Annotated in this window: 20 protein-coding genes; all 20 read left to right on the top strand. The window is 48.1% G+C overall.

The window, feature by feature from the left end:
* The first annotated feature begins 52 nt into the window (after positions 1–52).
* The 20 genes from bshC to ftsZ all read left to right on the top strand — a co-directional run bounded on the left by bshC (position 53) and on the right by ftsZ (position 23,075).
* Entirely contained in the window at positions 53–1,681 is a 1,629-nt protein-coding gene (bshC, locus tag PP175_RS16985) for a bacillithiol biosynthesis cysteine-adding enzyme BshC (RefSeq protein ID WP_272439498.1), read from the top strand.
* A gap of 19 nt (positions 1,682–1,700) precedes the next feature.
* Complete coding sequence (locus tag PP175_RS16980; protein WP_272439497.1) at positions 1,701–2,963, top strand: adenosylhomocysteinase; 1,263 nt, start codon at positions 1,701–1,703, stop codon at positions 2,961–2,963.
* Between the two features lie 186 nt (positions 2,964–3,149).
* Complete coding sequence (mraZ, locus tag PP175_RS16975; RefSeq protein WP_272439496.1) at positions 3,150–3,581, top strand: division/cell wall cluster transcriptional repressor MraZ; 432 nt, start codon at positions 3,150–3,152, stop codon at positions 3,579–3,581.
* Positions 3,582–3,612: 31 nt separating this feature from the next.
* Entirely contained in the window at positions 3,613–4,548 is a 936-nt protein-coding gene (rsmH, locus tag PP175_RS16970; protein ID WP_272439495.1) for a 16S rRNA (cytosine(1402)-N(4))-methyltransferase RsmH, read from the top strand.
* Positions 4,549–4,566: 18 nt separating this feature from the next.
* A complete protein-coding gene (ftsL, locus tag PP175_RS16965; protein WP_272439494.1) occupies positions 4,567–4,941 on the top strand; it encodes a cell division protein FtsL in 375 nt (124 codons plus the stop codon).
* Positions 4,942–4,953: 12 nt separating this feature from the next.
* Positions 4,954–7,131 carry a PASTA domain-containing penicillin-binding protein gene (locus PP175_RS16960; RefSeq protein WP_272439493.1) on the top strand — a complete coding sequence of 726 codons (2,178 nt, stop codon included), beginning with the start codon at positions 4,954–4,956 and terminating at the stop codon, positions 7,129–7,131.
* A gap of 72 nt (positions 7,132–7,203) precedes the next feature.
* A complete protein-coding gene (locus PP175_RS16955; RefSeq protein WP_272439492.1) occupies positions 7,204–9,117 on the top strand; it encodes a stage V sporulation protein D in 1,914 nt (637 codons plus the stop codon).
* 93 nt (positions 9,118–9,210) lie between these two features.
* Positions 9,211–10,686, top strand: a complete 1,476-nt coding sequence (locus PP175_RS16950; protein WP_272439491.1) for a UDP-N-acetylmuramoyl-L-alanyl-D-glutamate--2,6-diaminopimelate ligase — start codon at positions 9,211–9,213, stop codon at positions 10,684–10,686.
* A 25-nt stretch (positions 10,687–10,711) separates the two neighbouring features.
* Positions 10,712–11,674: a phospho-N-acetylmuramoyl-pentapeptide-transferase gene (gene mraY / locus PP175_RS16945; RefSeq protein ID WP_272439490.1), complete on the top strand. Its 963-nt coding sequence runs from the start codon at positions 10,712–10,714 to the stop codon at positions 11,672–11,674.
* Positions 11,674–13,092, top strand: a complete 1,419-nt coding sequence (gene murD / locus PP175_RS16940) for a UDP-N-acetylmuramoyl-L-alanine--D-glutamate ligase (protein ID WP_272439489.1) — start codon at positions 11,674–11,676, stop codon at positions 13,090–13,092. Before mraY ends, murD begins: the two co-directional genes overlap by 1 nt.
* A 73-nt stretch (positions 13,093–13,165) precedes the next feature.
* On the top strand, positions 13,166–14,257 hold the full coding sequence (spoVE, locus tag PP175_RS16935) for a stage V sporulation protein E (protein WP_272439488.1): 1,092 nt from the start codon (positions 13,166–13,168) through the stop codon (positions 14,255–14,257).
* Positions 14,258–14,348: 91 nt separating this feature from the next.
* A complete protein-coding gene (gene murG / locus PP175_RS16930; protein ID WP_272439487.1) occupies positions 14,349–15,443 on the top strand; it encodes an undecaprenyldiphospho-muramoylpentapeptide beta-N-acetylglucosaminyltransferase in 1,095 nt (364 codons plus the stop codon).
* A 93-nt stretch (positions 15,444–15,536) separates the two neighbouring features.
* Positions 15,537–16,442 carry a UDP-N-acetylmuramate dehydrogenase gene (gene murB, locus PP175_RS16925; protein ID WP_272439486.1) on the top strand — a complete coding sequence of 302 codons (906 nt, stop codon included), beginning with the start codon at positions 15,537–15,539 and terminating at the stop codon, positions 16,440–16,442.
* 14 nt (positions 16,443–16,456) lie between these two features.
* A complete protein-coding gene (gene murA / locus PP175_RS16920; protein ID WP_272439485.1) occupies positions 16,457–17,737 on the top strand; it encodes a UDP-N-acetylglucosamine 1-carboxyvinyltransferase in 1,281 nt (426 codons plus the stop codon).
* 77 nt (positions 17,738–17,814) lie between these two features.
* A complete protein-coding gene (locus PP175_RS16915) occupies positions 17,815–18,660 on the top strand; it encodes a cell division protein FtsQ/DivIB (RefSeq protein ID WP_272439484.1) in 846 nt (281 codons plus the stop codon).
* Entirely contained in the window at positions 18,560–19,363 is an 804-nt protein-coding gene (locus PP175_RS16910; RefSeq protein WP_334314217.1) for a DUF881 domain-containing protein, read from the top strand. The genes PP175_RS16915 and PP175_RS16910 overlap by 101 nt, the downstream gene beginning before the upstream one ends.
* Positions 19,364–19,385: 22 nt before the next feature.
* A complete protein-coding gene (locus tag PP175_RS16905; protein WP_272439483.1) occupies positions 19,386–20,117 on the top strand; it encodes a DUF881 domain-containing protein in 732 nt (243 codons plus the stop codon).
* 3 nt (positions 20,118–20,120) lie between these two features.
* Positions 20,121–20,480: a small basic family protein gene (locus PP175_RS16900; RefSeq protein ID WP_272439482.1), complete on the top strand. Its 360-nt coding sequence runs from the start codon at positions 20,121–20,123 to the stop codon at positions 20,478–20,480.
* Positions 20,481–20,594: 114 nt separating this feature from the next.
* Positions 20,595–21,872, top strand: a complete 1,278-nt coding sequence (ftsA, locus tag PP175_RS16895; RefSeq protein ID WP_272439481.1) for a cell division protein FtsA — start codon at positions 20,595–20,597, stop codon at positions 21,870–21,872.
* Positions 21,873–21,908: 36 nt separating this feature from the next.
* On the top strand, positions 21,909–23,075 hold the full coding sequence (gene ftsZ / locus PP175_RS16890; RefSeq protein ID WP_272439480.1) for a cell division protein FtsZ: 1,167 nt from the start codon (positions 21,909–21,911) through the stop codon (positions 23,073–23,075).
* The last annotated feature ends 406 nt before the right edge of the window (positions 23,076–23,481 follow it).

Below are 23,481 nucleotides of genomic sequence, written 5' to 3'. Positions count from 1 at the left end.
GATATTGCTAAATTATCGTTGTCTTTGAGCAAAGTAAGAGGGGGAAATACGGGTGCGCCTTGAAAAACTGCGACTTCCTTTATCGCAAAAATTAACGCACGACTATGTTTATGACTACAACAAAGTTTCAGCTTTTTATACATATGAACCTTATCTGCAGGAAAGTTGGCAAATAAGACACCAGAAGCTGCGAAACAGGACCTTTACACACAGAGAGCAGCTCGTAGAAGGCCTTCGCTCCTACAACCTTTCCATTGGAAATCATGCAAATGCCATCGAGAATATAGAAAAGCTGCGGCACGACACCACGTATGCTGTTGTTACCGGACAGCAGGCAGGCATTCTTACAGGGCCGCTGTATACCATATACAAGGCTCTAACTGTTCTGCAGGTTGCTAGGGAACAGGCTGAAAAACTGGGGGCAGAAATCGTCCCGGTGTTCTGGATAGCAGGGGAAGACCATGATATAGATGAAGCGAATCACGTATACGTTATGGATGGAATGGAGCCTAAGAAGCTGGCGTTGGATTTTGCTGACGCCAAAAGGGCATCCGTCAGCCATCTAACAGTCGATGCCGCACAGCTTCACGGCTACATTGATGAATTTTTTGCATTGCAGCTTCCGTCTGAATATACGGTTGAGCTAAAAGGGAAGCTATATGAATTCGCCGGCTTGTCCTCTACCCTGTCCGATTTCTTTGCGCGGACCATGGCCTGGCTTCTTGGCGAACAGGGACTCATCCTTGTCGATTCCGCTTCGCCGTTTATGCGCGAGCTTGAGAAAAAGGGCTTCTCCCGGATCATTCGCTATAATGAAGAGATTAACCAGCGGGTATTAGCCCAGGGCGAGAGGCTGCTGGATGCGGGCTACCATATGCAGGTTGAAACAGCTGGGGACAACGCTCAATTTTTCCTGTACCGTGAAGGAGAACGTGTTGGGGTAGAACGCCTGCCGAATGGCATGTTTCAAACAAGGGATGGCAGAGAAAGATATTCCGCTAAACAGCTGCTGGCCTTGCTTGATGAGAACCCTGAGCAGTTTAGTGCGAACGTTGTTTCCCGCCCGCTTATGCAGGAATTGATCTTTCCCACGCTTGCCTATGTTGGGGGCCCCGGGGAAATTAGTTATTGGGGGCTCTATAAAGATTATTTTGAACTGCTTGATCTTGACTTGCCGATCCTTTTGCCGCGTCTCGGTTTTTCTCTGCTGGACCATACCGTGCAAAAACACATGAATAAGCACGGCTTGAGCTTACAGGATATTTTTTTCTCACTCCATGATAAACGGGAAGAAGCACTGAAATCGCTGGATACCATCGGGATTGAAGATCGGTTTGCTGCGGTCAGGGGAGAATTTGAAAAGATTTACGTTCCGCTTATTGAAGAGGTCGAATCCATTGAGAAGGGGCTCTTTACCCTGGGCCAGAAAAATCTCAAGCGCATTCTTGACCAGGTCGCCTATTATGAACGAAAAGTAGAAATGTCTTTTATCAACAAGAACGATGTTGTGCTGCGTCACTTTGATAGAATCGCAGCGGAACTGTTTCCGATGGACAAACCACAGGAACGCGTTTACAATATATTTGGTTATTTGAACAGATTTGGCATGGATTGGTTTGAACAATTCATCCGTTACCCTTTTGAAATAACCGGCGATCATATCGCCGCATTCATGGACTGAGATCAAGGAGGCCACAAATTTGAATACGAGTGAAAAAAGCATTGTACGTGATATGAGCCTGGCACCGAATGGCCATCTAAAAATTGACTGGGTTAAGGAGCATATGCCGGTTTTAAATCGCATTCGCGAGCAGTTTGAAAAAGAACAGCCGTTTAAGGGCTTGAAGGTGGCGATATCTCTTCATCTTGAAGCGAAAACCGCGTATTTGGCTAAAGTAGTGAAAGCAGGCGGAGCTGACGTAACCATTACAGGAAGCAACCCGCTTTCGACCCAGGATGACGTAGCCGCAGCGCTTGTGGAAGACGGCATTACCGTATTTGCCAAATACAATCCAGAGCCCGAAGAATACAAGGAACATCTGATGAAAACATTGGAAACGAAGCCGGATCTCATTATTGATGACGGCGGAGACCTGGTTACCATTCTTCATTCCGAGCGCCCGGATCTTGCAGGCCAGGTTCGCGGGGGATGCGAAGAAACAACCACAGGCGTTATCCGCAACCGTGCGCTGGCGAAATCAGGTAAGTTGTCTTTTCCGATGATTGCGGTTAACGATGCATTTTGCAAATACCTCTTTGATAACCGATACGGTACAGGCCAGTCTGTGTGGGACGGCATTAACCGGACAACCAACCTGGTGGTAGCCGGCAAAACAGTAGTGGTTGTAGGGTATGGTTGGTGCGGCCGCGGTGTGGCGCTTCGCGCGAAAGGGCTTGGCGCAAAGGTTGTTGTAACAGAAGTGGATGGCATTAAAGCAATTGAAGCCTACATGGATGGATTTGAAGTAATGCCAATGGCAGAAGCAGCCAAGCATGGCGACTATTTTATAACCGTTACAGGCAACAAGGATGTTATTCGCGGGGAACATATGAATGTGATGAAGGATGGGGCCATCCTCTCTAACGCTGGCCACTTCGATGTCGAGATCAATAAGCCTGAGCTGGAAAAATTAGCTGTATCCAGGCGTACCGTGCGTAAGGATATCGAAGAGTATGCGATGAAAAACGGCCGTAAAATTTATCTGCTTGCTGAGGGGCGCCTGGTGAACCTGGCCGCAGGCGACGGCCACCCAGCTGAAATTATGGACATGACTTTTGCACTTCAAGCCGCATCCCTTGCCTATGTAAATGAAAAGTACAAAGAAATTGGACCACATGTGTTAAATGTGCCTTATGAACTAGATGAACGCGTAGCAAGGCTTAAACTGGAAGCGCTTGGTATTCATTTAGATGCATTAACAGATGAACAAGTGGAATATTTGAGCAGTTGGAAAGAAGAATAGTTCATTAGACACTGATGTCGAATGGGATAAATATCCCATTCGACATTTTTTTTACCGGTTTTCGACAGTTTTGCGCAAAACTTATCCGATTTTTATTGAAGGATTTCTTTTTATCATCTAGAATACGTAACGTGGTAGAAAGTGGGGCGAAGTGGGGGCCTTAGATAGAATGGTGGGTGAAGCGTAATGTTCATGGGAGAATACCAGCATACTATCGATGAAAAAGGCCGCCTGACCATGCCTGCCAAGTTCCGTGAACAGCTTTCCGACGTGTTTGTCGTCACTCGCGGGCTGGACAATTGCTTGTTTGTATACCCGCTTGAAGAGTGGAAAGTGCTAGAACAGAAACTTACGTCGCTTCCGTTTACCCGTTCTGATGTCCGGGCGTTTACCCGCCTGCTTTTTTCCGGAGCAACCGAATGCTCACTGGATAAGCAGGGAAGAGTAAATATACCTCCGGCTCTCAGAAAACATGCACAACTGGAGAAAGATTGTATTGTAACAGGAGTCTCCAGGCGCGTGGAGATTTGGAGTGAGGACGTATGGGAAACATACTGCGCGCAGTCCGCCGACTCATTCAACGAGATTGCTGAGAAGATTGTAGATTTTGATTTGTAGGATTTATGTGCCGCTGGGAGGAAAAGAAGAAATGTTTCATCACATCACCGTATTGCACCAGGAAGCCGTTGAAGGACTGGCAATTAAGTCCGGGGGTATTTATGTAGACTGCACGCTGGGAGGTGCCGGACACAGTTCACTGATCGCATCAAGATTAACAGAAGGCGGCCGCTTGATAGCGATTGACCAGGATGATACAGCTTTAGAAGCCGCCAGGGAACGCCTTGCTCCTTATATGGATCATGTGACGCTCGTGAAAAGCAATTTCCGTTACATAAAGAGCGTGCTGCAAGATTTACATATTCCCCAGGTGGATGGTGTGCTGTACGATCTGGGAGTTTCTTCGCCGCAGCTTGATGAAGCTGAGCGGGGTTTCAGCTACAATGCGGATGCTCCGCTTGATATGAGGATGGACAGGCAGCAGTCTCTAACCGCAGCTGTTATTGTCAATGAGTGGTCAGAAGATAAGCTGGCAAAAGTTATATTCGAATATGGGGAAGAAAAATTTTCCCGGCGTATAGCCAGGTCAATTGTAAAACAGCGTGAAAAAGCCCCAATCGAAACGACCGAGGAGTTTGTTGAAATCATCAAATCAGCCATACCGGCTGCGGCCAGACGGACAGGCCCCCATCCGGCTAAGCGGACGTTTCAGGCGATCCGGATTGCGGTTAATGATGAACTTAATGTTTTTAAAGAATCGCTGGAAGACAGTATTTCATTATTGGCAGCTGGGGGCCGGTTGAGTGTAATAACGTTCCACTCGCTTGAGGATAGGATCTGTAAGCAAATCTATCAGGAATACAGCAGAGGATGCACATGTCCGCCGGACTTTCCACAGTGTGTCTGTGGTAATGAACCGATACTTAAAATCATTACGAGGAAACCGTTAGTGCCAGGTGACAGAGAATTAGAAGATAATCCACGTTCGCGTTCAGCCAAGCTTCGCATCGCGGAAAAAATCAACTAACGGGCAGGAGGGGTACCGTTGAGGCGTTATAACCAGGGGAATCTTGCAACAAACATCGAAAGAAAGCCAAAACAAAAGGTAGTTACGCAGAAGAGAGTCATTATCCGACAGGGGATCAGCGGAACAGAGAAACTGATTTATTTTGGAGCCATTTTGTTATTAGTCGCGATGTGCTCATTTATCATCGCACGTTATGCACAAATCTCAGACTATAATTATCAGGTAATCCGGGTTCAGAATCAAATCAAGCAAATTGGCGATGAAACCGCGGATTTAAAGGTTCAGGTAGATGTGCTTAGCAAACCGGAACGCATCCGCCAGATTGCAGAAAAAATGGGCCTTACCAAAAATGAAGCCACTGTCCGCATCGTAAAAAACAATGCCTCGAATTAGGGGGATAACGAAATGGTAAAAAAGAGAATTGCGTACCGTACTTTAGGATTGGGAGCGATTTTTACTGCTCTCTTTTTTTTGCTTATTTTGCGTTCCTATTGGGTTCAGGCAGTTGATAGAAGCAATCTAATGGCTAAGGCAAGGGTGACATGGGAAAGAAGCGACGCGATCAACCCAAAGCGGGGTGAAATTCTCGACCGAAACGGTCAGATACTTGCTTACACATCGAAAGCTTATACGGTTACAGCCCAGCTTAAACCGTTATCGAATGATAACTTAAACAGCAGCGACTATGTAAAGGATCCGCAGATGACTGTTGAGAAGCTGGCCCCAATTCTGGGGGTGACGCCGGATTCCCTTCTGCCCAAGCTGACGAATAAGAACAGCAGGCAAATTGAGCTCCGCCCTGCCGGATGGAAGATATCCAAGGATATCGCGGATAAAATAACTGCTCTAAAGCTGCCAGGAGTGGGTGTTTATCCGGACACGAAACGGTATTACCCGTTTGGGGCGCTGGCCTCCCAGGTAGTTGGGTTTACGAACCTTGATGGACAAGCACAGATGGGTGTGGAATATTCTGAAGACAAAGCGTTGAAAGGGCAAAAAGGTAGCTTTACCTTCAAAATGGACAGCCGGGGCAACCAGCTGCCTGATGGGGTTCAATCCTATAAACCAGCGATAGATGGAAGCAACGTATCGCTGACGATCGACCGGCAGATTCAAACATACGTAGAGGATGCACTTGATGATGCCATGGCTCATTACAAGGTAAAAGGGCTAACATGCATTGTTACCAATCCAAATACAGGTGAAGTGCTCGCGATGGGCAACAGGCCGGCTTTTAACCCGAACACATACTGGAACAGCCAAAACGGATTCGCAAATGACGCGGTATCCTCAAATTTTGAACCGGGTTCAACCTTTAAAATTGTGACGCTGTCCGCTGCCATCGAAGAAGGTGTTTTTAATCAAAACGACACCTATATGTCAGGTCTATATCGGTTTAAAAATCCAAATATCCAGCCTATTCAAGATCATAATGGCGGAGTGGGCTGGGGTAGAATTACGTTTAAGGAAGGCGTCAAGCGATCGAGTAATGTTGCCTTTGTTATGCTTGGCTACGACCATCTTGGAAAAGATAAACTGTTTTCGTATATCCAAAAATTTGGATTTGGCCAGCAGACGGGTATTGAACTTCCCGGTGAAGCACGGGGAATTTTGAACTTTGAGAAGGCCTACCCGCGGGATGTGGCTGCGATGGCTTTCGGCCAGGGTGTTGGCGTTACAGCTATTCAGCAGGTTGCGGCAGTTGGCGCTGTAGCAAATGGCGGTAATCTAATGCAGCCGTACCTGGTTAAAGAGTTGGATGATCCGAAAACGAATAAGCCTGTTTCTGTGAAGCAGCCAAAGGTCATTCGCCGGGTTATTTCTGAGAATACATCAAAACAGGTAAGAGACCTGCTGGGTGCGGTCGTAAATGAGAAAAATGGGACAGGCCAGTTGGAAGCGATACCTGGCTATGATGTAGCCGGAAAAACAGGCACTGCTCAATTTATCGGTAGCAACGGGCAATATGTGCCGGGCCGCTACATTAACTCATTTATCGGTTTCGCCCCGAAAAAAAGCCCGAAATTGCTGGTATATGTCGTAGTCGATAACGCGGAAATCGGCGAGGCAGCAGGCGCGCAAATTGTTGCACCAATTTTTAAATACGTGATGCAGCACAGTTTGCAGTATTTAAAGCTGGCACCTGACAATAGCGTCTCCAATAAAACGGTCACGGTGAAAACAGATCAGGTTACCATGCCACAAACCGTTGGCGAGCAATCGGCCAAAATAACGAAACAGCTGGCTGCACTTGGCCTTCATGCCCAAACTCTCGGAAGCGGAGGAACGGTTCTGGGCCAGTATCCGAAAGAGGACGAAGTCCTTTCTAAGGGTACTGACGTCTACCTGCTAACCGCTAAGAAAGATTTGAAAATGCCTGATCTTACCGGGAAAACTTTGCGGGATGTAATGGAAATTTGCGCGTTGCTCCAGATTAAGGTATCCGGTATCCAGGGGGAAGGATTTGTAACTGCGCAAAGCCTGCCGGTGGGCATAACCATTAAGAAGGGCGATACCCTCAATGTTGAGATGGCCCCTAAGTCTGAAATTCCGCCGCCGGCTTCTCAGAATCCTGCGGGATAAAGCTTGTTCTATCTCCTTTGCTGGACGAATAGTGTAGAGTGAGAAAACTATTGTCCAAGGGGGAGAAGAAGCGTGCGCGTTTCAGGAGTCACAGTCAGACGCCGTATCTTTATCGCTTTACTAATCGGGGCAGTTTTGTTTTCCCTTCTTATAGCGCGGCTGGTGTATGTACAGGTGTGGAGGGGAAACTGGCTAAGCAAAAACGCGCAAAATTTGTGGAGCCGGGATCTCCCTTTCGGAGCAAAACGCGGCCGGATTTACGACAGAAATGGTGAGCTGCTCGCCTACAATATAAGCGTGCCAACTGTCATGGCACTCCCGGTACAAATTAAGGACCCTAAAGGAGTTGCCCAGAAGCTGGCGCCGATTTTAAAAGAAAGCGAGCAAACCATCTTTAACAAAATTAAAGTCCGACAAAGCAAGGTATTTGTACCGGGGGGCCGGAAAATCTCGCAGGAGCAGGCGAACCAGATCCTTGCGCTAAATCTGCCCGGCATTGAACTGATCGAAGATTCGCAGCGCTACTATCCCCGTGGTGCGTTTGCCTCTCACATACTCGGTTTCACAGGAATCGACAACCAGGGTTTAACCGGGGTTGAGCGGGTGTATGACCAGAAGCTCAAAGGCAAGCCAGGCAGCATTTCTTATTACACGAATGCCAAGGGTGAGATGATGCCGGGTTTAAGTGAAGAGTTTACCCCGCCTACAGATGGCCTCGATCTTCACTTGACGATTGATGCTAATATCCAGGCGGTGATTGAAAGGGAGCTTGACCAGGCTATGACGGTATACCAGCCCGAAGACGCGCTTGTGGTGGCTGTATCGCCAAAAACGGGGGAAGTGCTTGGGATGGCCAGCCGGCCTGATTACGATCCCGAGCGCTATAAAGAATATCCAATAGAGACCATTAACCGAAACCTGCCTATCTGGAAAACCTATGAGCCAGGTTCAACGTTTAAAATTATTACGCTGGCTGCGGCGCTTGAGGATAAGAAAGTAAACCTGGATAAAGATACATTTGATGATCCAGGCTTCATTAAGGTAGCGGGTGCAACACTTCGCTGCTGGAAACGGGGCGGGCATGGGCACGAGACGTTCCTTCAGGGGGTTGAGAACTCATGCAACCCTGGCTTTGTATTAATGGGGCAGCGGGTTGGCAAAGATAGGCTTTTCCATTATATCAATCAGTTTGGATTCGGCAAGAAAACGGGCATAGACTTGATGGGCGAGGAGAACGGCGTGCTGTTTCCGCTAAAGCGGGTTGGTCCGGTAGAATTGGCAACAACCTCGTTCGGCCAGGGGGTTTCCGTAACACCGATCCAGCAGGTGGAGGCTGTTGCGGCTGCTGTAAATGGCGGAAATCTGATGAAACCTTATCTGGCTAAATCATGGAGTGACCCGGAGACTGGAAAGACACTATCAGTGAATCAGCCACAGCTTGTACGCCGGGTGATTTCTCCCGCAACATCCGCTGAGGTGAGACGCACCCTGGAGAGTGTGGTTGCAAATGGAACAGGGCGGCCCGCCTACATAGACGGATACAGGGTAGGCGGCAAAACCGGTACAGCCCAGGTGGTTGAGAACGGTGTATACTCTAAAAGCAAGCATATCGTTTCTTTTATCGGCATTGCTCCGATGGATGATCCGCAGATTATCGTATACACGGCTATTAACAACCCTAAAGGCATTCAATTCGGTGGTGTTGTTGCGGCCCCGATCGTCCGCAACATACTGGAGTCCGTGCTTCCCTATATGAAGGTGCCTTATCGCAAATCACAGATGGAAAAAAGATACCAGTATCCTGACAAAAAGATTCTCCAGGTCCCTAATCTGATCGGCTTGAAGAGGAACGAATTGGTCAACAACCAGTACGATTTTCCGCTTGATTACGCAGGAAAGGGTGCGAAGGTCTTATACCAATCTCCCCAACCTGGTACCAGGGTGGATGAAGGAACAAAGATCCGCGTTTACCTAAGTGACAAATAAAGCAAAGAGCATTAAAATAGATGCGGGTGTTTATTATATTAACTAAAAGGCGGTTTTTTGTAAGAGCCGCACAGGGAAAGAAGGGAAGAACAAATGCAGCTAGAATCGTTGCTGGCACCTTTGATGATTTCCCGCTGTACCGGAAATGCCAATGTAGAGATCACCGGATTACAAATAGACTCTCGCAAAATCCAACCCGGCAATTTGTTTATTTGTTTGCCGGGTTTTACCGTTGACGGTCACGATTTTGCGGCGAAGGCTGTTGCGGCTGGCGCTGTGGCTGTACTGGCCCAGCGGGCAATCGAGGTTGACGTGCCGGTTGTTTACGTTCCGGATATAAAGCGAGCGATGGCTATTCTTGCTGACCGTTTCTACGGACAGCCGACCCGAAACATGAAAGTGATCGGGGTAACCGGGACGAATGGAAAGACAACCACCACCCATCTGATCCAGAAAGTACTGGAAGATGCAGGCCACCCTACAGGTATTATAGGGACGATTGAAATGCGTATCGGTGACGAAGTGAAGGAAGTAAAAAACACGACCCCGGAGGCGGCCGATCTGCAGCAGTCTTTTGCGTGGATGCTGAGCAAGGGAGCGGAATACGCCGCCATAGAAGTGTCCTCGCATGCACTGGATATGGGCCGGGTGCGTGGAATTCGTTTTAAAACCGCTGTTTTTACTAACCTGACGCAGGATCACCTTGATTATCATGGCACAATGGAAAAATACAGGGACGCAAAGGGGCTATTGTTTTCGCAACTTGGAAATGAATATGACAATGACCGCATGAAAGTTGCTATATTGAATGCAGATGATCCGGCGAGTGAGACGTATGCCAGAATTACGCCCGCCCAGGTGATTACATACGGTATTGATGCTGAAGCAAACGTAAGAGGAACAAACATACGGATTACCCCGAACGGGACAAAGGTTTCGGTTGATACGTTTGCAGGCAGCGCGGAATTCTCTCTTCAGATGATAGGCAACTTTAACGTGTACAACGTGCTGGCCGCCACTGCCGCTTGCTTGGCGGAAGGCATTCCACTAAAGCAGATTAAGCAGAGCCTGGAAGCAGTGGAAGGTGTGCGTGGACGGTTTGAGCGAGTTGACGCCGGTCAGGACTTTACCGTTATAGTTGATTACGCACATACGCCGGACAGCTTGGAGAATGTTTTAAAAACTGTGCGTGAATTTGCGGAAGAGGACGTATACTGTATTGTTGGCTGTGGAGGAGACCGTGACCGAACGAAGCGGCCGCTGATGGCCCGCATTGCGGTCGGTTATGCGGATACCGCGATACTTACGTCAGATAACCCGCGCTCAGAGGACCCTGATGCGATACTGGATGATATGATTGCCGGTCTGCAGGATACCCCGCAGGAGCGGTACACCACTATTTCCGACCGCCGGGAAGCTATTCGTTATGCGATTAATCGGGCTAAAACGGGGGATGTCATTGTCATTGCAGGAAAAGGGCATGAAACATACCAAATTGTAAAAGATCGCGTGCTTCATTTTGATGACAAAGAAGAGGCCGTGTTAGCCATAAAAGAAAGAAAACAGTAGAGAAATTGGAAAGGAGGCAGGGGGTTTGTTAGTAAGGGTTTTATTTTTTTCCATTGCCGCGGCTTTTCTGATTGCTGTTGTGCTTGCACCGCTTTTCATTCCAATACTCAGACGTTTAAAATTTGGTCAGGCAATACGCGAAGAAGGGCCAAAAGGTCATCAAAAAAAGGCAGGAACACCCACGATGGGCGGAATTGTTATCCTGCTCGCACTGACCTTTACCGTATGGAAATTCGCCAATCACTCAGTTGAAGTTTTCCTGCTGTTGTTTTTAACGCTTGGGTTTGGACTAATTGGATTTCTCGATGACTTTATTAAAATCGCCCGCAAACACAATCTTGGCCTTACTGCGCGGCAAAAATTGTTTGGCCAGCTTCTTATCGGTGGGATATTTTATTATGTTTATACCGTTAATGGCTTCGATACATCCTTAAGCATTCCCGGCACGAAAATTGGTTTTGATCTTGGCTGGTTTTACCTTCCGCTGGTGATCATTATTACGCTGGGTTCATCGAATGCCGTCAATCTCACAGACGGTCTGGATGGCCTGCTGGCGGGCACCAGCGCGATCGCTTTTAGCGCCTATGCCGTAATCGCCTGGATGGGCAGCCAGATGAATGTGGCGATTTTCTCTGCCGCGATAGTAGGAGCTGTACTTGGGTTTCTTGTATTTAACGCGCACCCTGCGCGGGTTTTTATGGGCGATACCGGATCGCTCGCCCTGGGCGGAGCGCTTGCAGGCATTGCTATTTTGACGAAAACAGAAATACTGCTCATTCTAATCGGCGGTGTGTTTGTTGTCGAGACGCTGTCGGTGATCATACAAGTTATATCATTTAAAACACGAAAAAAACGGGTGTTTCGCATGAGTCCGATCCACCATCACTTTGAGCTTGGCGGATGGTCGGAGTGGCGCGTTGTGGTCACCTTCTGGCTGGCCGGTTTAGTCTGTGCGGGCCTGGGTGTTTATATTGAGGTGTTAAGGTAATGTCAAAAGAAAAAGGCAAACAGTTTGCCGGGAAAAAGATCGTAGTGCTGGGCCTAGCGAAGAGCGGTGTGGCAGTTGCAAAACTTATGAAACAATTCGGCGCTACTGTAACGGTTAACGACAAGAAACCGCGTGAAGAAGCCGCGGGGGTTGAAGAATTAGAACGTCTTGGAATACCGGTTATATGCGGTTATCACCCTGATGATTTACTCGATGAATCGGTTGACTTGGTAATCAAAAATCCGGGTATTCCTTATACGGTGGCTCCTGTCCGTGCTGCCCTAGCGTTAAAAATACCGGTTATTACAGAGGTCGAAATTGCTTATCTGCTGTCTGATGCGCCGATTATTGGGATTACCGGTTCAAACGGGAAGACCACTACAACGACGCTCGTTGGCGAAATTTTGCGAGAAGCCACTCTCTCACCGGTAGTTGCCGGCAATATTGGCACGGTACTGAGTGAACAGGCGGTGACCGTTACATCGGATCAAATCCTCGTAGCGGAGTTGAGTAGTTTTCAGTTGAAGGGCACCAGGGACTTCCGGCCACAGATTGCCTGCATTCTGAATGTGTACGATGCGCATCTGGATTATCATAAGACGAAAGAGGATTACATACATAGCAAGTTCAATTTACTTGTAAACCAGCGTGAGGAAGATATAGCGGTCCTAAATTATGATAACGAAGGCACATGTTCTGCCGCAGCCTATACGAAAGCAGCGATCCTCTGGTTTAGTGTAAAAGAGGAAATTGCACAGGGCAGCTTTGTAAAGGACGGTTTTGTTGTGTTTAAGAAACCGGCTGCGGGGCCGCTTCAAGATAAATTAGCAGATTCCCCAGAGGTTGAGCGTATTATAAGAGTAGAGGAAATTGCTCTGCCCGGAGGCCACAACCTGGAAAATGTACTTGCAGCGGTAAGCATCGCCAGGGCTGCAGGGGCCAGTGCCCAGGCTATAGCCCATGTTCTGCGCTCGTTTGCGGGCGTCGAGCACCGCATCGAATTTGTAGCCGAAATTAACGGTGTGAAATACTACAATGACTCCAAAGCAACCAATCCCGCTGCCGCTATTCCGGCGCTGCGTGCGTTCAAGGAGCCGATTGTACTAATTGCGGGAGGCCTTGACAGGGGAATTGATTTTAAAGAGTTGGTTCCGTTGCTAAAGGAACATGCAAGCGGGTTGGTTGTTTACGGACAGACAGCTGAAATATTGGCTAAGAGAGGCACCGAGGCAGGGATTAAGATCATTAAGCGCGTCGATAATGTTAGGGACGCGGTTGCGAGTGCCCACCTGATCGCTCATCCTGGCGATGTTGTACTTCTCTCTCCTGCTTGTGCCAGCTGGGACATGTACAAATCGTTTGAAGAGCGGGGAAGCATTTTTAAGGAATCCGTGCATAAGCTTAAAACAAGCCGGTAGCCTGTTTCCTCCCAGTGTCAGGCAGTTAGGTGAAGACGGGCCCGGCTAATCCTGCTATGTTGAGGTGTTTCGTTTGGCTAAGGCCCGTTCTGCCCCTGATTTTATCATTATTGTGGTCACGCTTGTCCTGCTCGCCGTGGGCGTTGTTATGGTTTACAGTTCAAGCGCTGTTGTTGCAGCTAAAATGGGCGACCCGTTCTTTTTTACTAAAAGGCAGCTTCTTTTTGCCGGCCTTGGGGTTATTGCTATGTTTGTTACAATGAATGTAGATTATTGGGTTTGGAAGAAATGGGCAAAAACCGGACTCATCATTTGTTTTGTTTTACTGGCTGTTGTTTTGCTGATAGGCCGCGAGGTAAATGGTGCAAAAAGCTGGCTTGGTGTGGGGGCATTCGGCATTCAGCCGGCTGAATTCACAAAGCTCGCGATGGCGGCCTTTCTCGCTAAATGGCTCTCTGATAATCAGAAACTCATTGTCAGTTTTCGCAAGGGACTGGTGCCGACACTTGGCGTAGTATGCCTGGCCTTTGGCATGATTATGCTGCAGCCGGATTTGGGAACCGGAACCGTGCTGCTTGGAACATCGGTCCTTATGATTTTTATTGCGGGTGCAAGAAATGGCCACCTATTAGGATTGGCATCGCTTGGTGTACTGGGTTTTGCCGGATTGATTCTGGCCGCACCTTATCGCATGAAGCGAATAACAGCTTTTATCGATCCCTGGCAAGATCCGCAGGGAACGGGTTACCAGATCATTCAATCGCTCTATGCGATAGGGCCAGGAGGGATCATGGGGCTGGGCATAGGCATGAGCCGCCAGAAATTCCTGTATCTTCCCGAACCTTATAACGATTTTATTTTCTCCATACTAGCTGAAGAGTTAGGTCTCATTGGAGCCGCAACCGTACTCCTCCTATTCCTGCTTCTGCTGTGGCGGGGGATGCGTGTGGCAGCCATGGCTCAGGATTTATTTGGCAGCCTACTGGCAGCCGGCATCGTCGGAATGGTAGCCATACAAGTTATCATTAATGTCGGCGTTGTAACCGGGATGTTTCCCGTAACCGGCATTACGCTTCCATTTTTAAGCTATGGAGGGTCATCGCTTACTTTAATGCTCACCGGCATTGGCGTGCTGCTTAACATTTCCCGCTATTCACGTGCATAGCGGGAATTTTACAGTTAGAACACGCAAGACACTCCTTGGGTTCGTGCAGGTGGGAAGCCTTAAAAAGCTATGAGTAGAGTGGGTGTCTAGAATGAAAATCGTAATAAGCGGGGGTGGCACCGGCGGGCATATTTATCCTGCGCTGGCCCTCATAAACGAAGTCAAGCGTCGGGAACCGAATTCAAAGGTGCTTTATATTGGCACGCAGGCAGGGCTGGAGTCCAACTTAGTCCCTAAATCGCACATTCCGTTTAAATCTGTCTCTATCACAGGCTTCAAGCGAACTGTATCTGTGGATAATTTCATGACGATTTTTCGTTTTCTTAAAGCGACGCATCAAGCAAGACGTTACATTAAAGAATTTAAACCCGACGTGGTAGTCGGCACCGGCGGGTATGTGTGCGGTCCTGTCGTATATGCGGCAAGTTCGATGCACATTCCCACCTTAATTCATGAACAAAATGTAATTCCAGGCCTTACAAATAAATTTTTATCCAGATATACGGATCGAATAGCCGTTAGTTTTGCAGGGTCGTCCGAATATTTTCCCTCAGAAAAAACAGTTTTGACGGGCAATCCGCGGGCAACAGAGGTCTCGCTCTCTGATGGAAGAAGGGGGCGTGCTTCTTTAAAGCTGCCTGGGGGCAAGAAATACATTCTTATCGTAGGCGGCAGCCAGGGCGCGCGTCCGATCAATGACGCGGTGCTGGAGATGATCCCGATGATGAAAGACTATCCAGGATATTATTTTATTTATGTAACTGGAGACAGCCATTATGCGACGGTTATGGAGCTGATAAAAGGAAAAACGCCTTCTAATCTGCTTGTGCGGCCTTTTATCTACAACATGCCTGAAGTGCTTGCGGGCATCGATCTGATTGTGAACCGGGCAGGCGCATCCTTTCTGGCGGAAATTACGGCACTGGGACTGCCATCTATCCTTATTCCATCCCCTTATGTAACGAATAACCATCAGGAGAAGAATGCCAGGTGGCTGGAAAGTGAAGGTGCCGCCAGTGTTATACTTGAGACCGAACTGAACGGCCGAAAACTAATGAATGAAATCAGCTCCATTCTTAGCGACAGAGCCAGGGAACAAGCAATGCGCAGAGCATCCAGCTCCCTCGGGCTGCCGGATGCGGCGACGAAGGTCTATAAAGAATTAAACGCGATAACAAAGCTTTAAATGGAACACACAAGGTGCTGCAGGCATACCTTATTCTAGGCGCGTGACCCACACAGATTTTTGGCAACGGCATTCATGAAAGGAGGTTCTCGCATGCAGAAACTAATAAGAGAACTTGAAGAAGCAAATATTGGAACAGTGCTGGTAAACGAGCCGCTGTCCAGCCATACCACTTGGAAAATTGGCGGACCTGCGGATATTTTCATAGAACCTACTGATAAATCGGCTTTATCCCGCAGTATGAAAATCGTTCACAAGCATCAAGTACCGTGGCGGGTGCTTGGTAGAGGTTCAAATCTGCTTGTACGCGATGGGGGAATACGCGGTGTAGTGTTTAAGCTATCGGACGGATTCAGTCATCTATCAATAAAAGATGGCGAGGTGCGGGCGGGTGCAGGTTATTCACTTATAAAGCTGGCGGTGATGGCAGGGAAGGAAGGGCTGACGGGCCTTGAATTCGCCGGCGGTATTCCCGGTACTGTCGGAGGAGCGGTTTACATGAACGCTGGTGCGCATGGATCTGATGTATCACGCATACTGAAAAATGCTGAAGTGCTGCTTGATAATGGAGACTTTGTCCGCATGACACCTGAAGATTTTGCCTTTGCTTACCGGACTTCTATACTGCAGTCTTCCGGTGGGATTGTCACCGAGGCTGTCTTTCAATTGGCGCACGGAGATCGAAAGGAAATTGCCCACTTTATGGCTGAACATAAAGACAGACGACGCAAAAGCCAGCCGCTGAATATGCCTTGTGCCGGTAGTGTATTCCGCAATCCGCCGGGCAACCACGCAGGAAGGCTGATTGAGCGCGCAGGCCTTAAAGGCTTCAGGCTGGGCGGAGCGCAGGTGTCAGAAATACACGCCAACTTCATCGTCAACTGCGGCAATGCTACAGCGCAGGACGTCCTAAACCTCATGGAACATGTTATGAATACGGTGGAAAAACAATACCGTGTCCGGCTCGTTCCGGAAGTGTTGGTGGTGGGCGAGGGGTAAACGGAGGTGAAACGTTGGATACATTCTCAATCCGGGGTGGAACACCCCTGTACGGAGAACTGCACATCCAGGGGGCCAAAAATGCAGCCCTCCCGATTCTTGCTGCAACGGTATTGGCGGGGGGGAGCTATACTCTATATGATGTGCCCCATCTTTTGGATATAGAGGTCATGTTAAAGATACTCACCTCACTTGGTGTCCAATGTGAGCATAAAAATTCTACAGTCCATGTGGATACGTCAAATTTGACCTCTTGTTACGTACCGCATGACTTAATGGGCCAGATGCGCTCTTCCATTTTCTTAATGGGGCCCATGCTTGCACGCTGCGGCGAGATTATTTTATCCCGCCCGGGCGGCTGTGCCATTGGTGAGCGCCGCATCAACCTCCATTACAAAGGGCTTGAGGCTCTCGGAGCAACCATTATTGAGGAAGAAGGTTACATTCGCTGCCAGGCTGCCCAATTAAAAGGTAATTCCATTTTTCTTGATTATCCCAGTGTCGGTGCCACGGAAAATATTATGATGGCCGCCGTTCGAGCTGAGGGTGAAACGATTATTTATAATGCTGCCCGTGAACCGGAGATTATAGACCTGCAGAACTTTTTAAACCAGCTGGGAGCCCGCATACGCGGGGCAGGCACGGACACGATCGTCATTAGCGGGACTCAGCATCTATACCCGGCGGAGTACAGAATTATTCCGGACAGAATTGTTACCGGTACAATGATTCTAGCATCCGCGATTACGAAAGGAGAAGTAACGCTCACGAATGTGGAACCGAAACATCTCATTTCACTTCTTGATCTTACCTCTCAAAGCGGTGTTGAAATCGAAAGCACCCATGATATAATGAAAGTGAAGACGAAGCGTAACTATAGAGCAATCGACCGCATTGTTACAGCACCCTATCCAGGGTTCCCGACGGATATGCAGGCCCAGATGATGGCATTTCTGTCGCTTGCAGAGGGGTGCAGTATTATGAAAGAAACAGTGTTCGAAGGAAGGTTTAGGCATGTAACCGAATTGAACCGCTTGGGGGCCGATATTCAAATTGATTTGAATACAGCATTTATTCGGGGCGTTTCGAAACTGTCTGGAACCACAGTGGAGGCTACCGACTTGCGTGCAGGCGCCGCTCTTATTCTTGCGGGGCTGGCTGCAGAAGGCGAAACCAGGGTAACAGGTGCGCATCACATTGACCGTGGATATGATGCCATCGAACATCAACTGGCCTCTCTCGGAGCCCGAATCACCCGGCTTACGAATGACCCTCTTCTTTCAACCGGTATATGAATGTTCATGTGAAGCGGCATATCTAATATATGCCGCTTTTCTAAGTTTTAGAGGTGTAAACCCGGAGGATTAACAGTATGGCCCAAAATGAAAAAATTCCGCGCCTAAGAGAAGAAAAAAGAAAAAAAGCAGCAAATAAACCCCTCCTTTTGCTTGTGTTTATCTTTTTTATGGTTGTCTTGCTCGTTCTTTTTTTCCGATCTTCTATTAGCAAACTTCAGAGTATTAGCGTCACTGGTAACCAGTACGCTACCAGGGACGAAATTATTAAAAATTCCGGACTTTCCTTTAATATGCAGTTTCTGTTTATCGATAAAAACAAGGTAGCAGATTCGATTCTAAAGACAAATCCTGCTGTACAATCTGTTGATATTATCAAGAGCTTCCCTGGTAAAATAGAACTCCATATTAAAGAAAAACCGCTTGTTGCCCTCCTGATGGATAAAGCGGGCCGGCTGTACCCTGTAACGAGCACAGGCAGTATTTTACAAAACCATCCGGTAAACGAAACAGCGGTCGACAAACCGATTATCCGGAATTGGACAGGCCCGGCACAACTGCCAGTACTTGCGGTCCAACTTGGGAAAACAGGGCCGGCCGTCTCACAGCAGATATCTGAAATCAGCAATTCCCCGCAGGATTCGCAGCGCCTTATTCTTTTTATGAAGGACGGGTTTGAGGTGCATACGACGCTGGCAAAGTTTGCTGATTATATGGCCTGGTATCCATCATTTGTACAAAGCCTAAAACAAGAGGGCAAAACAGAAGGAATTATTAATTTATCAGAGGTGAAATGGTTTGAGCCTTACCCCCAGCCGCCAGATGCCAAACAGTCCGACGCCACAAAGTCTGACACCCAACAAACAGACTCCGGGCAATCAACGCAAAAAAAGTCAGATAAGAGCAAAACTGCAAGTCCGTAAGATTCATGTGTACGTAACGCTTGTCACCCTTGTCTTAGGGTTTATGCTTGCTTATTCCATTCAGTTTACCGTTAATGGAATGAAACAAGCGACTCTTACAGCTGACAATGAATGGGACAAGAAGGTTGCCATTAATGATAGAATCATTTACGAAAAAGAAACAAACGAAGCCCTTGCAGCTAAACTTCAGAAACTCAGGACAGAAGTGGATGGCAAAGAAAAAGAGCTGTCAGGCCGCCAGCTTGTGTCCAAGCAGATTGTGCGGGAGCTTGACGCTCTGCGCATGAAGGCTGGAGTGGTACCCGTGACAGGACCAGGAGTCATTGTAACACTGGATGACAGCAAGGACGCGCGGAATATGGCAGACGTGGCGAATGGAATCGTGCATGACAAGAATATCCGTTCCGTGGTGAACGAGCTATTCGCCGCTGGTGCTGAAGGGGTATCCGTAAACGACCAGCGCTTCGTTACCAATTCAAGCGTCCGCTGTGTGGGACCAACCGTCATATTAAACGAAACCAGACTGGCACCGCCCTTTGTGATCCGGGCAATCGGTAATAAAAGCACGCTGGCTACTGCTCTGGAAATGCCTGGTGGCATTGTAGATATTTTGAAGCAAAAGACGGTTATGGTTAAAATTGCCGTGTCAGATAAAGTAGACCTTCCAGGTTACGTTGGTGCCAATCAGGCAAATAAATCATGAGGTTGCAAGGGGTCAAAATACGATGAAAAATAATCGGCAGGTCCCATTCATTATCACAATAATTAGTATTATTATAGGGTTCATGCTGGCCATTCAGTATCAGTCACATAAGACTACAAGCATGGCTGAGAAACAGGATGTTACCCAGCTTCGACAGGATTTGCAAAAGCAAATCGAAAAACACCAAAAGCTGCTAAATGATATAGGAAATTACGAACAGCTGTTGAGTGAATATGAAACATCAATTAATGAAGGGAGCAGCCTCAAGGTGGTTCAGGATCAGCTTGACCATCTCAAATCAGATAGCGGATTTGCTGAAGCCAAGGGATCAGGTATTCGCATCATGATCGAGGAAGGTTCTCCTCACTCAGCAGGACCTGATAATCTACAATCCCCTGTCAATGATGAGGATTTGCTTGACTTGACAAGCCTTCTTTTTTCGAATGGGGCCAAAGCCATTTCGATTAACGGCCATCGCGTTATTGTTTCAACTTCAATTCGCCTTGTCGGGGACACCGTTCAAGTAGATACACAGCCAATCAAAATGCCTTATGTCGTGGATGCTATTGGGGACCCGCAAACGCTTGAAGCCTCGTTGAAGCTTCCGCTGGCGGACGGTGCTTCTATGGAAGACTGGTTTCGTTTCTTGAACAAAAGGTTTACCCAGACGAAATCGGACAGCATGGTTGTGCCGGCATATAACGGCGATAACACGGTACAGTATATGAAACCAGTAGATAAAGGAGCGTCATAGGGCATGTGGTTACCAATTATCGGTCTCATCATAGGAGTGGCGCTGGGACTTTCATTTGAATTTCGTGTCCCGGATGAATACCGGAACTACCTATCCATAGCGGTTCTTGCCGCGCTGGACACTGTATTTGGAGGAATTCGGGCTTATCTGCAGAACTTCTTTGATATAAAAGTATTTATGTCCGGATTCTTCTTCAATACCCTGCTCGCAGCGGGACTTGCGTTTTTGGGCGTTTATATGGGGGTAGATTTATACCTTGCGGCTATTTTTGCCTTTGGTGTCCGTCTTTTCAACAATATTGCGGTAATTAGGCGGATTTTAATTGGGCGATGGTTTCGCGACAAGGAAGACCCTATGGTTTAATTCACTTTTTTTGCATTTTTTTGCGTTTAAAAAAAGGGAAACTCCAGATTATGTGGAACTAAAATAAGTAAGATTGGGCGTACGTATTATACGGACGTAAAGGAGGTGCCAGAAATGAACAACAACGATTATATAATCAGCTTAGACATCGGTACATCCAAAGTCAGGATAATCATTGGTGAGATCAATGGGGATTCCATCAATATCATCGGCGTGGGAGTATCGGAATCCCGGGGAATAAAAAAAGGCGCGATAGTTGATATTGATGAAACCGTTCAATCCATAAGAGAAGCAGTAGACCAGGCAGAACGAATGGTCGACATATCCATTCGGCACGTTGTTGTAGGGATATCCGGCAATCATATTCAGCTGCAGCCAAGTCAGGGTGTAGTAGCTGTTTCGAGTGAGAATCGCGAAATTAGCGATGAAGATATCGAACGGGTAATGAAAGCTGCACAGGTAATCGCGATTCCTCCGGAGAGAGAAATCATTGATGTGGTGCCGGTTCAGTATATTGTGGATGGCCTCGGAGAAATTAATGACCCTCGTGGTATGATTGGGGTTCGTCTGGAGATGGAAGGCACAATCATCACGGGTTCGAAGACTGTCATACATAACCTTGTACGCTGCATTGAAAGAGCCGGCCTGTCTATTGCCGGGATGTTCCTCATGCCGCTTGCTTCCAGCGGGATTGCACTGACAAAGGATGAGAAGAACTTAGGAGTGGTACTTGTCGATATCGGCGCGGGATCCACAACGGTTTCAGTTTTTGAAATGGGAACGTTGTGTGCATTCTCTGTGCTTCCTATTGGTGGGGACTACATTACAAATGACATTGCGATTGGCCTTAGGACCACCACCGAAGTGGCCAAGCAAGTGCAGATGAAGCACTGCTGCGCTTTAATTGATGAAGCGAGTGAAGATGAGAGATTTAAGGTTAAACGAATCGGAAGCGACGTGGAAAAAGAATTTACCCAGGTAGATCTGGCTAACATAGTAGAGCCCAGGGCGGCTGAGATCTTCAACTTGGTTGAAGATGAGCTGCACTCGCTAGGTTACAGCACAGGAATTCCGAACGGGTTTGTACTGACTGGCGGGGTTGCAAACCTTCCGGGAATGCTTGAACTCGGACGCGAGGAATTGCGTGCTCCTGTACGGGTAGCGATTCCGGATTACATAGGTGTTAGGGATCCTTCCTATACGACTGGAGTAGGGTTAATCAAATATGCATCCAAATACATGCATCAGCTGCCGCAGCAGCCAGAGCCAAAAGCAAGCCCGGTTGCTAAAAACTCTCGTAAACAGGCACCGCCTGTGAAAGCTCCCAAAGAATCGAAGGAGCAGGGTGGTGTGATTGACAAAGTAAAAAACTGGTTTAGCGAGTTTATTTAGCACGGCTGTTATGATAAGTGAGGGGGACTTTATTCCATGTTGGATTTTGACCTAGAAATGGAAACATTAGCTCAAATAAAAGTAATCGGCGTTGGCGGCGGCGGAAGCAACGCAGTAAACCGGATGATTGAGGGCGGCATACAGGGTGTGGAATTTATCGCAGTGAACACCGACTATCAAGCGCTGAATCTTTCCAAAGCACAGCATAAACTCCAGATTGGCGGGAAGCTGACACGAGGCCTTGGAGCGGGAGCCAATCCTGAAGTAGGTAAAAAAGCCGCGGAGGAAAGCCGTGAGCAGATCGAAAATGCACTGCGCGGAGCTGATATGGTATTCGTGACAGCCGGTATGGGCGGTGGAACAGGGACGGGTGCAGCGCCGGTTATTGCTGAGATTGCGAAAGAAATTGGCGCCCTTACAGTTGGCGTCGTTACGCGGCCTTTTACATTTGAAGGCAGAAAGCGGGCCCAGCAGGCAGACAATGGCATTGCGGCACTGAAAGAAAAAGTGGATACGCTTATCGTTATTCCCAATGACAGGCTGCTGGAGATTGTGGACAAGAATACCCCTATGCTTGAAGCCTTCCGTGAAGCGGATAATGTACTGCGTCAGGGTGTGCAGGGGATTTCTGACTTGATTGCAGTACCAGGACTGATCAATCTGGACTTCGCCGATGTCAAAACCATCATGACGGAGAGAGGTTCCGCTTTAATGGGAATCGGGATTGCAACCGGGGAAAACCGAGCATCTGAAGCGGCTAAGAAAGCCATCTGCAGCCCTCTGCTTGAGACTTCTATTGATGGCGCCCGCGGGGTGCTTATGAATATTACAGGCGGCACAAACTTAAGCCTTTATGAGGTAAACGAAGCAGCGGATATCGTTGCCTCAGCTTCTGATGCAGAAGTCAACATGATATTCGGTGCGGTTATCAACGAAAATCTGAAGGATGAGATCGTGGTTACGGTAATAGCCACAGGCTTCGAGGATTCTCAGCAGCAGGTTGGCCGGCGGCCTCAGGTTCAGCCTGTCAGCAGTGTGCAGAAACCCTCGCAGCGAGCAGCGGCACAGCCTCAGCACACGCCAGACGATGATCTCCCTGTTCGCCCGGAACTTCGTCAGCCCAGCGCAAATCCTGTGGGCAACCAGGATTTGAACAACCTCGATATTCCAACATTCTTACGCAATCGCCGTCGGAAGAGGTAAGCACTCAAATTTAGAGAAGATACGATAAGAGCCGATATTCATTCGGCTCTTTTTTTCGGCGCGCCTAGCCAAGCTAGGCACAACTTGCCGGTGAAAGTCCGGTCGAGGTAAGAGCCAAGTCGCCTCGTAGCTATCAGGTAACTGGTGGAGAAATCCTAAGGTTGAAGCCCTGTGAAAACGTAGCCCCGCAAGGGGAGCAAGCAAAACAGCAGACCGTAACATGAAGTGAATCCTGCCGCATCGCCAAAAAGAACCTGAAAAGGACAAGGGAGAGCCGAGCCTTGCGAATATGGGCGAAGGCCAAGGAACGTGTGAAGAGCTTGGAAGCGCAGCATGGAAGAACTCTCCGGTGTATGGGGATCGGTATGCTGTGAAAGTTGTTTCTGGAACTGGGGAGACCCTCCCC

The organism is Aneurinibacillus sp. Ricciae_BoGa-3, from assembly GCF_028421645.1.
In the GTDB taxonomy this organism is placed as follows: domain Bacteria; phylum Bacillota; class Bacilli; order Aneurinibacillales; family Aneurinibacillaceae; genus Aneurinibacillus_B.
This window is presented reverse-complemented; position numbering and strand designations above follow the sequence as displayed.

What these genes read in the sequence shown, in the direction of transcription:
- mraZ (WP_272439496.1), top strand. Translation starts at nt 3,150, where the DNA reads ATGTTCATGGGAGAATACCAGCATACTATCGATGAAAAAGGCCGCCTG.
- rsmH (WP_272439495.1), top strand. Translation starts at nt 3,613, where the DNA reads ATGTTTCATCACATCACCGTATTGCACCAGGAAGCCGTTGAAGGACTG.
- PP175_RS16960 (WP_272439493.1), top strand. Translation starts at nt 4,954, where the DNA reads ATGGTAAAAAAGAGAATTGCGTACCGTACTTTAGGATTGGGAGCGATT.
- PP175_RS16950 (WP_272439491.1), top strand. Translation starts at nt 9,211, where the DNA reads ATGCAGCTAGAATCGTTGCTGGCACCTTTGATGATTTCCCGCTGTACC.
- murD (WP_272439489.1), top strand. Translation starts at nt 11,674, where the DNA reads ATGTCAAAAGAAAAAGGCAAACAGTTTGCCGGGAAAAAGATCGTAGTG.
- murG (WP_272439487.1), top strand. Translation starts at nt 14,349, where the DNA reads ATGAAAATCGTAATAAGCGGGGGTGGCACCGGCGGGCATATTTATCCT.
- murB (WP_272439486.1), top strand. Translation starts at nt 15,537, where the DNA reads ATGCAGAAACTAATAAGAGAACTTGAAGAAGCAAATATTGGAACAGTG.
- PP175_RS16915 (WP_272439484.1), top strand. Translation starts at nt 17,815, where the DNA reads ATGGCCCAAAATGAAAAAATTCCGCGCCTAAGAGAAGAAAAAAGAAAA.
- PP175_RS16910 (WP_334314217.1), top strand. Translation starts at nt 18,560, where the DNA reads ATGCCAAACAGTCCGACGCCACAAAGTCTGACACCCAACAAACAGACT.
- PP175_RS16905 (WP_272439483.1), top strand. Translation starts at nt 19,386, where the DNA reads ATGAAAAATAATCGGCAGGTCCCATTCATTATCACAATAATTAGTATT.
- PP175_RS16900 (WP_272439482.1), top strand. Translation starts at nt 20,121, where the DNA reads ATGTGGTTACCAATTATCGGTCTCATCATAGGAGTGGCGCTGGGACTT.
- ftsA (WP_272439481.1), top strand. Translation starts at nt 20,595, where the DNA reads ATGAACAACAACGATTATATAATCAGCTTAGACATCGGTACATCCAAA.
- ftsZ (WP_272439480.1), top strand. Translation starts at nt 21,909, where the DNA reads ATGTTGGATTTTGACCTAGAAATGGAAACATTAGCTCAAATAAAAGTA.